Raw genomic sequence first — 11895 nt, forward strand, 5'->3', positions numbered from 1 at the left:
CGGGGCTGGAGCCCCGCGATGCCTGCCCCCAATAGAAAAAACAGATTCCTAGAATCTCTCTTTTCTTTTCAGAGGCCTGGGTGGGGATGGGCATCGCCCGGGGTCGCGACGACGCGTCGGGCTGGCGCCGGAGTGCGGTTCTCGGCATAGGGAGACCGGCCGCCGGCGTGGCGGCAGACGGTTTTCGGGGGGACGGGGAATGAGCGGGACCGCGGGAGCCGGGAAGGAAGCCGCCGAGCGGCCGATCCTGCGGGTGCTGAACGGCGAGGCGCTCTCGCCCCCGCCGGCCTGGATGATGCGCCAGGCCGGGCGCTACCTGCCGGAGTACCGGGCGGTGCGGGCCGAGGCCGGCTCGTTCCTCGACCTCTGCTACAACCCCGACTTCGCCACCGAGGTCACCCTGCAGCCGATCCGCCGTTTCGGCTTCGAGGCGTCGATCCTGTTCTCCGACATCCTGGTGGTGCCCCACGCGCTCGGCCAGGACGTGCGCTTCGTGGAGGGGGAAGGCCCCCGCCTCGACCCGATGGCCGGCCGGGCCGAGTTCGACGCGCTGATCGAGGCGGGCGACCCGCGGGTCATACGCCACCTGGCGCCCGTCTTCGAGACCGTCGGCCGCCTGCGGGCGGAGCTGCCGTCCGAGACGACGCTGCTCGGCTTCTGCGGCGCGCCCTGGACGGTGGCGAGCTACATGATCGGCGGGCGCGGCACGCCGGACCTGGCGCCCGCCCGCGCCCTCGCCGCCCGCGACCCCGCCCTCCTCGACGCCCTGATCGACCGGCTGGTCGCGGTCTCGACCGAGTACCTGGTGCGTCAGTTCGAGGCCGGCGCCGACGCGGTGCAGATCTTCGAGAGCCATGCCGGCAGCCTACCGGACGTGCCGGCGGGCGAGGCCGGCGACGCGCTGTCGCGCTGGAGCTTCCAGCCGATCGCCCGGATCGTGTCCGGCATCCGCGGCCGGGTGCCGGGCGCCAGGATCATCGTCTTCGCCCGCGGCTCGGGGCTCGACGGCCACGCCCGGGTGGCGGAGGAGACCGGCGCCGACGCAGTCGGGGTCGACTGGGCGGTGGATCTGGGCGCCTTGCGGGCCCGCCTGCCGGCCTCGGTGGTCACGCAGGGCAATCTCCACCCCGAGACCCTGATCGCCGGCGGCGCGGCGCTCGACGCCGCCGTGGACGCCATCCTGGAGGCCACCGCCGGCACGCCCCACATCTTCAACCTCGGCCACGGCATCACCCCGCAGACGCCGATCCCCCATGTCGAGCGGATGCTGGCGCGGTTGCGGCGGTGAGGGGATGACCCACCACGAGAACCCTCCCCGCTCTGTCGCAGAGCTGTCCGGGGAAAAGAATGGCACGGGTTTCCCCCTCCCCCCTCTGCGGGGGAGGGTGCCCGGCGGAGCCGGGCGGGAGAGGGGCAGCGCGACGCCGATCCAGGGACCGCCCGTCAGAACGGTTCAGTTTTATCTGGAGGCGGCATCCCCTCTCCCGGCCCCTGCTGACGCAGGAGCCACCCTCCCACGCAGCGGGGGAGGGACTAACCTGTGCCATTTTTCCCCGGACAGCCCTGCCTCTGCGGGGGAGGGTGGCCGCCGGAGCAGGCGCAGCGGGACGCAGTCCCGCCGAGAGGAGCAGCCCGACGCTCATCCAGAGGGCGCCCTCACTGCGGGCGCGACATTTCCGGAAGCGTGGTTCCCCTCTCCCGACCTCTGCTGACGCAGAGGCCACCCTCCCCCGCAGAGGGGGGAGGGTTATGGCGCGGTGCCCACATCCCTCGATCCAAGATTTCAGTTCAGTCTTAATCCCCCGCGAGGAACCACCCCACCGTGTATCTCTGGATCAAGGCCGCCCACATCGTCTCGCTCATCGCCTGGATGGCGGCGATGCTCTACCTGCCGCGGCTGTTCGTCTATCACGCCGCGCTGCCGGCAGGCTCGGCGACGGCCGAGACCTTCAAGGTGATGGAGCGGCGCCTCGCCAAGGCGATCATGCTGCCGGGCATGATCGCCACCTGGATCTTCGGCATCGCCCTCATGGTGATGAGCGAGGCCTATACCCAGGGCTGGATGCACGCCAAGCTCGCCCTGGTGCTGGCGATGAGCGGCATCCACGGCTGGCTGTCGCGGATGGTCAAGGACTTCGCCGCCGACCGGAACGTCCGCAGCCCCAAATTCTACCGGGTGCTCAACGAGGTGCCGACGCTCCTGCTGATCCTGATCGTGATCCTGGTGGTGGTGAAGCCGTTCTGAGGGAGCCCGTGATGGCCGGCATCGAGACGCAGACCCTCTCCTTCACCCTGGCCGGGCGCGCCCTGACCCTGCCGGTGGACCGGATCGGCGAGGGACCGCCGGCCCTGCTGCTGCCGGCCCTGTCCTCGATCTCGACCCGCGAGGAGATGCGGCCCCTGGCGACGCGGCTCGCCGCCCGCCACGCTTGCCTGGTGCCGGACTGGCCCGGCTTCGGCGCGCAACCGCGTTCCCGGGTGCCGCTCGCCCCCGACACGCTGCACGCCTTCCTCGACGCGCTCCTGGCGCCGCATGGTGGCGCATGGCAAGCGCCCGGCCCCTACGCGCTCGGGATCGCGGCCGGCCACGCCGCCGGCTACCTTCTCGCCGCGGCGGCCCGGCATCCGGGCGCCTTTTCCCGGCTGATCCTGGTGGCGCCGACCTGGCGCGGCCCGCTGCCGACCGCGATGGGCGAGGAGCGCCGGCCGCTCTTCGAGCGCCTGCGCCGCGCCGTCGAGGCGCCGGTCGTCGGCAACCTGCTCTACCGGATCAACGTCAGCACGCCGATCGTGTCGCGGATGATGCAGGCCCACGTCTATGCCGACCGGGCCCGGGTCACCCCGGCGCTGCTGGCCGAGAAACGGCGGGTGACGCACCAGCCCCGCGCCCGCTTCGGCACCGCCGCCTTCGTCACCGGCGGCCTCGACCCGGTGCGGACCCGCGCCGAGTTCCACGCCCTGTTCGGCCCCGGCCTGCCACCGGTGACGATGCTCCACCCCAGGGGCGCCCCGCGCCGCTCGGGCGCCGAGATGACGGCGCTCGCCGAGGCCGGCCTCGTGCGCAGCGTCGCGATCCCCGGTGCGCTCGCCGCCCACGAGGAATGCCCCGAGGCGGTCGCGGCCGCGATCCTCGGCGCCGCGGCGTGAGGACGCGGCGGGCGCTCCTCGCGGGGGCGCGCCTCCTCTCCGCGGCGCTTGTGCTCTCCGCCGCTTCGCTCGGCCGGGCCACGGCCGAGCCTGCGCCCCGGCCCTACCTCGCCGACGGCGCCCTCGACGCCGCGGCGATCCTGCCTCCGCCGCCGAAGCCCGGCAGCGCCGCGCACGCCGCCGACGCGGCAACCTACGCCGCGACCCGGGCGCTCGCCGGCACCCCGCGCTGGGCGCTTGCCACCGCCGACATCCCCTCGGGCATCGCCGCGCTCCTCGGCCACTTCTCCTGCCCCGCCGGCCGCCGCCTCGACCCCGCCCGGCTGCCGGTCCTGGCCGGTCTCCTCGCCCGTGTCCGCCGCGACGTGGTGACGGTGGTGCGCGACGCCAAGGCGCATTTCGCCCGCCCGCGGCCGCATCTCGGCAACGACGCGCTCCTCTGCGGCCCGCGCAGCCGGGCCCTCGACGAGAGCCTCGCCTACCCGTCCGGCCACGCCACCGAGGGCTGGACCTTCGGCCTCGTGCTGGCCGCCCTGATGCCGGACCGCGCCGCCCCGGTCCTGGCCCGCGCCCGGGTCTACGGCGAGAGCCGGATCGTCTGCGGGGTGCATTGGGCGAGCGACGTCGAGGCCGGCCGCCTCGCCGGCAGCGCCCTGTTCGCGACGCTGATCGGCGATGCGGCGTTCCGGGTCGACCTCGAGCGGGCCCGGGGCGAATTCGTCGACGCGGCGACGGTCCCGCCCGATCCGGCCTACTGCGCCCGCGAGGCCGCAGCGTCGTCGTCTCCCTGACGGCGGTCCCGCCCTGCCGCTGAGCGTCCTTCGGGCCGGGGAGCGCGCCGCCGGTCACGACGCCGGATCCTCCTGAACGAGAACAGCCCCCGACCGGGTGACGGTCGGGGGCTGTTCTCGCAGCGACGTTCGCGCGTGCGTCACGCCGCGTTGCGCTTCGCCTTCTTCGCCCGCCGGCCCAGGATGTTGAGGAGCTCGACGCCGGCCGAGAACGCCATGGCGGTGTAGACGTAGCCCTTCGGCACGTGGGCCCCGAAGCCTTCCGCGATCAGCGTCATGCCGATCATGATCAGGAAGCCCAGCGCCAGCATCACCACCGTCGGGTTGGTGGCGATGAAGCGCGACAGGGGATCGGCGGCCACCAGCATCACGGTCACCGCGGCGAGAACCGCGATCACCATGATCGGGACGTGCTCGGTCATGCCGACCGCCGTGATGATGCTGTCGATCGAGAACACGAGGTCGAGGACCAGGATCTGGCCGATCGCCGCGGCGTAGCCCAGCGAGGCCCCGCCGCCGGTCTTCTCCCCGGGATCGGGATCGAGGCTGTGGTGGATCTCCTTGGTGGCCTTCCAGAGCAGAAAAAGGCCGCCGGCGATCAGGATCATGTCGCGCCAGGACAGGCCCTTGCCGAAGATCTCGAACACCGGCTGGGTCAGGTGGACGATGTAGGCGACGGTGCCGAGCAGGGCGAGGCGCAGGATCAGCGCGAGCCCGATGCCGATGCGCCGGGCCCGCGATTGCTGCGCCACCGGCAGCTTGTTGGTGATGATCGAGATGAAGATCAGGTTGTCGATGCCGAGCACGACCTCCATGACGACGAGGGTCGCGAGGGCGGCCCACGCCGTCGGGTCGGCGGCGAGCTGAACGAGGGACTCCACGGCGAGATCCTCTCTACGGGAAGATCGAGGGGCGGCCCGCCGGCGCCGCGGGCGGCGGGGCATGGACCTGGACGGCTTGTCGCAGAACCCGCACGTGGGCGGGGGTGTAGGTCGTCAATTCGCCGTCGGTGTTGACCGGGCGCGGCTTCTTGGTGCGCAGCACCACCTCGGTGGTCTGGAAGGCGCGCACGTCGGCGGCTTTGCCTTGCGTGCCCCTGCGCAGGGCCGGCAGCAGCGCCAGCAGCCGCCACCAATGGGCGACCTCGAGGCTGTAGAAGTTGAGCAGGCCGTCGTCGACGGTGGCGTTCTCCTCCACCGTCATGCCGCCGCCGTAGTGGCGGCCGTTGCCGACCGAGACCTGGATCGTGCGCACGGTCTCCACCGTGCCGTCGTGCTCGATGTAGACCGTGAACGGCCGCGAACGGCGCAGCAGCCGGAACGCCGCGACCGCGTAGCCGACGGTGCCGAGGCGGCGCTTGAGGTCGGCCGTCAGCTCGCCGGCGAGGTCGGCCGAGAAGCCGATGCTGGCGACGTTGAAGAAGTAGTGGCCGTTGACGCAGCCGAGGTCGATCGGCCGGGCCGGCACGGAGGCGATCACCTCCGCGGCCTCCAGCGGGTCGGCCGGCAGGCCGAGGCTGCGGGCGAGGTCGTTGGCGGTGCCGAGCGGCAGGATGCCCAGCGGCAGCTGCGCCTCGGCGAGCGCCTGGGCGGCGGCGTTGAGGGTGCCGTCGCCTCCCCCCAGGATCACCATGTCGCAGGTGGCCGCGTGGGCGTGGATCAGCGCCTTGCAATCGGTCTCGCCCGGCGGGGGCTCCACCGGCTCGATGCCGCCGCGGCGCAGCACGCCCTTCACGGCCTCGAGATCGAGCCCGCCGTTGCGGGCCTTCGTGTTGACGACGAGCAGGGCCCGCCGGGTCGCCTCAGCGCCGGACATCGGCGCCTCCCGCGACGGGACCGGGATGGGCGGGGGGAACGACGCGCATGAATGCGGGCCCTCCAGTGCGATCGTGCCGCGTCAGCACAAAGGCAGAGAAGGGGTCCGACATCGCGGTCGACGCCTCGAACCGCCAGAGGGGCCCGGACCCGGGGAGCCCTTCAGGTGGGGTCGCGGCTGCGCTTGGCAAGAGCTGCATTTGGTAAGGGCTGCGCGCTCGGGCTGCACGCTCGCACGGGCGCCGCAGGCTCGGCGAGCATGCCACCGGGCCGGGAGGAGCGCCCTTCGCGCGGGACGCCGGCCCGATCCGCGGTGGTCCCGGGACCCGCGCGGGGATGTGGGCAGCGTGGGTAGCGGGGAGGGCGCAGCGTCCGCAATGGAACCGTAACCGCGGCGACGAACGTTCACCGTTCTGACCCTGGTCCTCCCCCGGTGCCGCCCCCATGCTCGGTCCCTTCCGGCCTCTCCCCACCCGCCCCGCGGCCGCCCTGCTCGGGCTCGGCGCGAGCCTCCTGATGGTGCCCGCCGCCCTGGCGCAGGGCTGGGTCGATCCGCCCGCCCGCGCCGGCGCGGGGCCCGCCCCCGCGCCGAAGGTCGAGCCCGGCCCCCGGGTCGAGGCGCCGCCCGCCAAGGTCCAGGCCAAGGCCCAGCCGACCGCGCCGCGCCGGCTCGCCGAGGAGGCGCACCGGCCGGCCCGCAGCGGGCTCCACGCGGCCACCGAGGCCAGGCGCGCCGCGCGCCTCGCCCGGACCGAGCGGCCGCTGCCGGTCCAGATTCCCGCGCCCGCCCCGGTCGCCGTCTCGGACGGTCAGATGCGCGACTGGGCGGTGGCCTCGCAACGCCTCGCGCGCGACTACCTGGCGTCGATCTCGGGGCCCAACGGCACGACGCTCGCGGACGCGCCGGGCTTCTACGGCAATCAGGTCGTCTTCCACGGCCGCACGATGAGCGTGGCGAGCCTGATGTCCGAGAAGCGCCGCTTCGTGCAGCGCTGGCCGGAGCGGCGCTACCGGCCGCGGCCGGATTCCCTGCGCACCGCTTGCAGCGCCGGCCTCGCCCTGTGCCAGGTGCGGGCCACGGTCGACTTCTCGGCCTTCAGCCCCGCCCGCGGCGTGCGCTCGCAGGGCACCGTCGACCTCGAGCTCGCCGTCAGCCTGGCGGGCGGGCGGCCGGTGATCGTGTCGGAGAACAGCCGGGTCGTGCGCCGCGAGGCCGTGGCGAGCCGCGACTGAGCGTATCTCGCAACTTCCCGATCGTGGCCGCTGCCCGACGGGCGCCGCGGGCGAGACAACAAGCGCGGCCGCCCTGTGACAGGACGCCGTTCGGCACCTACATGAGGGGCGGCCCGGACGACGGGGGCGGCTCGGGACCCCCGCTGCCGGGACGATGGGACGTGATGCGGACATGACCACGCGTGAGCAGTTGCAGGCGCTGATCCGGGCGGAGATCGACCGTCAGCGTCCCGTCGCGGTGGCCCGTCGCACCCTCGAGCTCCTGGTCGAAGCGGCGATCCGGCGCCTCGACGCCCCGCCCGGCTACCAGGTCGTCGACCGCGACGGGCGCCCGCGCACCCGAACCGCGGCCGGCGAGGTGCAGCCCCTGACCCTCGGCGACCTCGTCGACGAGCTGCGCCGCCAGCACCCGACCCTCTTCCTGCCACCCGCCGCGCCCGGCCCTGCCGCCTCGACGCCGGCCGCGCGGGACTGGATCGTCGTCGATCCCGCGCCCCGGCCGGGCACGCCCGCCCCCGCCCGGCCCGACCGGACGGCGCGGCTGAAGGAGACCGTCCGGGGTCTCGGGGCGCGCCTGCGCCGTCCGCCCCCGGAGCCCGCTCCGCCCGAGGCGGCCGCGCTCCCGGTCGCCCCGCCCCCGCCGGGCGCGGGGCTGAAGCCCGGCCTCGCGCGGCGCCAGCCGGTGCCCGGCCGGGGAGCGGCCCGGCGCCCGCTCTACGCCGCCCTCGGGGCGCTCGTGCTGCTCGGCGGCGCCTACGCGGCGTTGCGCAATCCCGAGCCGGCCGCCGACCGGGCCGCGATCGCCCGGGCACAGGGACAGGCCGCGACCCGCACGGCCGAGGCCCGGCCGCCGGCGCGGCCCGACGAGCCCAGGAGCGCCGACAGGACTGGCGCCGACAGGACGGTCGCCGACAAGGCCCCCGAGACGAAGCCCGTGGAATCCAGGCCGTCCGAGAAGGCGGGAGAGCCCAAATCCGCCGAGGCGCGACCCGGCGGCAAGCGCGAGCCGGTCGAGACCGGCGCGGTGGCGGACGGCCCGGTCGCCGGCGTCGCCGAGGTGGTCGACACCGCGACCCTGCGCCTCGGCGGCCGGACCCTGCGCCTCTCCGGCGTCGAGGCCGCCCGGGGCGCCCAGGCGAGCGACCTCTCGGGCTACCTCGCCGGTCGTCCGGTCAACTGCCAGCCCAACCCGGGCCGTACGGCCTGGATCTGCACGGTCGACGGTCACGACCTCTCGGAGGTGGTCCTCTACAACGGCGGCGGCCGCGCCACCCCCGAGGCGACGGCGGACCTCGTCGACGCCGAGCGTCACGCCCGCACGGCCCGGCTCGGCATCTGGGCGAGGCCCTGAGGCGGGTCTCCGCAAGCGGGTTCGGCGCCCCTCCGCCCGGGTCCCCACTCTTACCGCGGACTTAAGAATACGTCGTCACCCTTCCCCACGGGATTGACGCATCCGCCGGGACGCGGCCTGATCCGCGCAAGGCCGGGCCATCGAAGCACCGGCGCGGCGGAGGGGACGCAGCGGATGGCGCGAGGCGCTGAGCAGGCGGTGGCGCGGGGAACCGTCGGGGCAATGCCCCCGATGCCCGATGACGCGGGGCGCGCGCGGCTCCATGCCCTCCGGACCGGCCTGGAGGCGGGCCTGATCGGCTCGGCCGGCCTCGTCGAGCGGCTGCTGATCGGACTCCTCACCGGCGGCCACCTCTTGATCGAGGGCGCGCCGGGCCTCGCCAAGACCCGGGCGGTCAAGCGTCTCGCCGACGGGCTCGACACGGGTTTCGCCCGCATCCAGTGCACCCCCGACCTGATGCCCGCGGACCTCACCGGCACCACGGTCTGGCGGCCCGACGGCGGGCGGTTCGAGTTCCTGGCCGGCCCCCTGTTCCACTCCCTGGTGCTGGTCGACGAGGTCAACCGCGCGCCCCCCAAGGTGCAGTCGGCGCTCTTGGAGGCGATGGCCGAGCGCCAGGTCACGGTGGCGGGCACCACCCACGCCCTGCCCGACCCCTTCATGGTGGTGGCGACCCAGAACCCGATCGAGCATGCCGGTACCTTCCCGCTGCCGGAAGCACAGCTCGACCGGTTCCTGCTCCACGTCGTGGTCGAGATGCCGGACGAGGCGTCCGAGCGCCGCATCCTCGACCTCGTCGAGGGCGAGATGACCGAGGACGTCGCGCCGATGCCGGTGCGGCTCACCGCGGAGGAGCTGCGCGCCGCCCGCGCGGCCGCGCTCAAGACCCACGTCTCGCCGGCGCTCAAGGACTTTCTCGTCCGCCTCGTCGCCGCCACCCGGGGCGGGCCGGCGGCGGCGGACCTGCGCGGCGCCATCGAGCATCCGGTCTCGCCCCGTGGCACCCTGGCGCTGATGCTCGCCGGCAAGGCGCGGGCCTACCTGCACGGGCGCGACCACGTCACCCCGGACGACGTGGTGGCGCTCGCCCCCGACGCGCTCGCCCACCGCCTCGCCCTCACCTGGCGGGCCGCCGCCGAGGGCCAGACCACCCGGGCGCTCGTCGCCGCCCTGCTCGACCGGGTGCACCCGCTCTGAGGATCGTCCCGACCGTGGCACGGCCGCTTCCCGGTTCCGACCCGCTCAAGGCCCCGGGCGTCGCCCTCGAGGCCGCCGCCCTGATGGGCCTGCGCCACCTCGCCCGCCGCGGCGCCGGCACGGCGACCCGGGTCCGCGCGGGCCTGCCCGGCGGCCTCGTCACCCGGCGGCGCGGGCGGGGCACCGAGCCCGACGACGTGCGTCCCTTCGCCGAGGGCGACGACGTGCGCCACATCGACCGCAACGTCACCGCCCGCACCGGCTCGCTCCATGTCCGCACCCACCACGAGGAGCGCGACCGGGCCGTGGTGCTGGTGGCGGATTTCCGGCCCTCGATGCTGGTCGGCACCCGCCGGGCCCTGCGCTCGGTCGCCGCCGCCGAGGCGCTGGTGCTGCTCGGCTGGCGCATCGTCGGCGATGGCGGCCGGGTCGGGCTCTGCGTCGCCGCCCCCGAGCCCGCCGCCCTGCCGCCCGCCGGCGGCGGGCGCGGCATGGCGGCCCTGTGCCAGGCCCTGGCGCGGGCCCACGAGAGCGCGCTCCTCGGCCCGCCGGACCCCGATCCGCCGCTCGGCCCCGTGCTGGAGCGGGCCCGCGCCCTGCTGCCGGCGGGCGGGCACCTCGTGCTCGCGAGCGCCCTCGACGCGCCGGGCGAGGGTTTCGCCGAGGTGCTCGCGGTCCTGGCCGAGCGGATCGCCGTGAGCCTGATCCTGGTGAGCGACCCGTTCGAGCGCGCGGCCCCGCCCGGCCTCTATCCCTACGCCACCCCGGACGGCCGGCGCGGCACCGCGCGGCCCGCCAAGGAGCCGGCGAAGGGGCCCGCCAAGGGACCCGCCAAGGCGCGGCCGGCGCCGGAGGAGCGCGTCGCGCCCTATACCCGCCTCGGCGTCGCGACCCTGCGGGTCGATTCCGAGATGGGCCCTGAGGGCGTCGCACCCCTGATGGAGCGGCTCGATGCCGTGCTGTGAGGTTCCCCCCGGTGCGCTCTCGACCCTGCGCGGCCTGCACCTGCCGCCCGATCCCGGGCTGGTCCGGCCCGGGGTGCTGGCGGCGGTCGTGATCGGCCTCGCGCTCGCCGGTCTCGTCGCCTGGCTATGGCCGCGCTGGCGTGCCCGCCCGGTGCGGCGCGCGGCTTTGGCCGAGCTCGCCACCGCCCGCGCCCTGCCGCCCGCCGAGCGCCGCCTCGCCCTGGCGCGCCTCAGCCGGCGGCTCGCCCGCAGCCTCGGGGTCGAGGGGCCGGCGGGGCTCGACGCCGCCCTGCGCACCGACTTCTTCGGCCGCGGCCCCGGCCGGGTCCTGACCGAGGCCCTCTACGCCCCGGGGCCGGTGCCCGACCTCGCCGCCGCCGAGGCCGGGCTCGCCCGCCTCGTCGCCGGCCTGCGGGCCTGACGGCGATGGCCGGCCTCGCCTCCCTCGACTTCGCGGCGCCCCTCGCCGCCCTGCTGCTGCCGCTGCCGCTTCTGGCCGCCCGCTTCCTGCCGCCGCGGCCGGGGGGCAGCGGGGCGCTCGCCGTTCCCGCCTCCCTCGTCGCCGGGCTCGACCGCGGCGGGCCGCTCACCGTCGGGGTGCGGGGCCGCGCGGCGCTGACCTGGCTGCTCTGGGTCGCCCTCGTCGCCGCCCTCGCCGGCCCGCGGCTGGTCCTGCCCGGCGCGGCGTTGCCGGCCTCGGGGCGCGACATTGTGCTCGCTCTCGATCTCTCCGGCAGCATGGAGCGGATCGATTTCTCCCTCGACGGGCGCACCTCCTCGCGGCTCGCCGCGGTCAAGCGCGTCGGCGCCGACTTCATCCGCCGCCGGACCGGCGACCGGGTCGGCCTCGTGATCTTCGCCGACCAGGCCGACGTCGCCGCCGCGCCGACCTTCGACACCAAGGCCGTCGCCCGGGCGCTCGAGGAGGCGCAGATCGGGCTCGTCGGCCGCTCGACTGGCATCGGCGACGGGCTCGGGCTGGCGTTGAAGCGCCTTCAGGCCCTGCCGGGTCCCTCCAAGGTCGTGGTGCTGCTCTCCGACGGCGCCAACAATGCCGGCCAGACCACCCCGCGGGACGTCGCCGTGCTTGCCCGCGAGCTCGGCATCCGGGTCCACACCATCGCGCTCGGACCCCGCGACCTCGCCGACGCGAACGGCGAGCAGGACGTGGTCGATTCGGACGCCCTGCGCGACGTCGCGACGACGAGCGGCGGCCGGTTCTTCCGGGTGCGCACCACCGACGACCTCGCCGGGGTGGCCGACAGCATCGACGCCCTCGAAGGCGGCCGCGACCGGGCTCCGCCGGTGCCGCTGCGCCGCGACCTCTGGCCCTGGCCCGGCGCCGCGGCCCTGCTCGCGGCGCTCGCCCTGCTGCTGACCCGGAGGGCGGCGTGAGG

Annotated in this window: 12 protein-coding genes; 10 read left to right on the plus strand and 2 right to left on the minus strand. The window is 75.3% G+C overall.

Annotated elements, in window-relative coordinates; genetic code table 11:
- Positions 1 to 199: 199 nt before the first annotated feature.
- The 4 genes from hemE (at position 200) to BMX97_RS12785 (ending at position 3938) form a co-directional block, all read left to right on the plus strand.
- A complete protein-coding gene (gene hemE, locus BMX97_RS12765; protein WP_091750345.1) occupies positions 200 to 1288 on the plus strand; it encodes a uroporphyrinogen decarboxylase in 1089 nt (362 codons plus the stop codon).
- Between the two features lie 582 nt (positions 1289 to 1870).
- On the plus strand, positions 1871 to 2245 hold the full coding sequence (locus BMX97_RS12775; protein ID WP_244538408.1) for a CopD family protein: 375 nt from the start codon (positions 1871 to 1873) through the stop codon (positions 2243 to 2245).
- 20 nt (positions 2246 to 2265) lie between these two features.
- Positions 2266 to 3147, plus strand: coding sequence for an alpha/beta fold hydrolase (locus BMX97_RS12780; protein WP_091750674.1), 882 nt, complete (start codon positions 2266 to 2268; stop codon positions 3145 to 3147).
- On the plus strand, positions 3144 to 3938 hold the full coding sequence (locus BMX97_RS12785; protein WP_244538400.1) for an acid phosphatase: 795 nt from the start codon (positions 3144 to 3146) through the stop codon (positions 3936 to 3938). The genes BMX97_RS12780 and BMX97_RS12785 overlap by 4 nt, the downstream gene beginning before the upstream one ends.
- Positions 3939 to 4078: 140 nt before the next feature.
- On the opposite strand, the gene BMX97_RS12790 is transcribed toward BMX97_RS12785, so the two are convergent.
- Positions 4079 to 4819 carry a TerC family protein gene (locus BMX97_RS12790; protein ID WP_091750356.1) on the minus strand — a complete coding sequence of 247 codons (741 nt, stop codon included), beginning with the start codon at positions 4817 to 4819 and terminating at the stop codon, positions 4079 to 4081.
- Between the two features lie 13 nt (positions 4820 to 4832).
- Positions 4833 to 5753, minus strand: coding sequence for a lipid kinase (locus tag BMX97_RS12795; protein WP_091750358.1), 921 nt, complete (start codon positions 5751 to 5753; stop codon positions 4833 to 4835).
- A 443-nt stretch (positions 5754 to 6196) separates the two neighbouring features.
- Between BMX97_RS12795 and BMX97_RS12800 the strand changes: the two genes are divergently transcribed.
- The 6 genes from BMX97_RS12800 (at position 6197) to BMX97_RS12825 (ending at position 11893) form a co-directional block, all read left to right on the plus strand.
- On the plus strand, positions 6197 to 6985 hold the full coding sequence (locus BMX97_RS12800) for a hypothetical protein (protein WP_244538401.1): 789 nt from the start codon (positions 6197 to 6199) through the stop codon (positions 6983 to 6985).
- Between the two features lie 172 nt (positions 6986 to 7157).
- Positions 7158 to 8336: a thermonuclease family protein gene (locus BMX97_RS12805; RefSeq protein ID WP_091750361.1), complete on the plus strand. Its 1179-nt coding sequence runs from the start codon at positions 7158 to 7160 to the stop codon at positions 8334 to 8336.
- Positions 8337 to 8558: 222 nt separating this feature from the next.
- Positions 8559 to 9533, plus strand: a complete 975-nt coding sequence (locus tag BMX97_RS12810) for an AAA family ATPase (protein WP_091750364.1) — start codon at positions 8559 to 8561, stop codon at positions 9531 to 9533.
- Positions 9534 to 9616: 83 nt separating this feature from the next.
- A complete protein-coding gene (locus tag BMX97_RS12815) occupies positions 9617 to 10498 on the plus strand; it encodes a DUF58 domain-containing protein (protein ID WP_091750680.1) in 882 nt (293 codons plus the stop codon).
- Positions 10485 to 10919 (plus strand): DUF4381 domain-containing protein, encoded by a 435-nt coding sequence (locus BMX97_RS12820; RefSeq protein ID WP_091750366.1) that lies wholly within the window; start codon positions 10485 to 10487, stop codon positions 10917 to 10919. Before BMX97_RS12815 ends, BMX97_RS12820 begins: the two co-directional genes overlap by 14 nt.
- 5 nt (positions 10920 to 10924) lie before the next feature.
- Positions 10925 to 11893: a VWA domain-containing protein gene (locus BMX97_RS12825; protein ID WP_091750369.1), complete on the plus strand. Its 969-nt coding sequence runs from the start codon at positions 10925 to 10927 to the stop codon at positions 11891 to 11893.
- Positions 11894 to 11895: the final 2 nt, after the last annotated feature.

Origin of the sequence: Methylobacterium sp. ap11 (assembly GCF_900110515.1) — a bacterium.
Lineage (GTDB): Bacteria > Pseudomonadota > Alphaproteobacteria > Rhizobiales > Beijerinckiaceae > Methylobacterium > Methylobacterium ajmalii.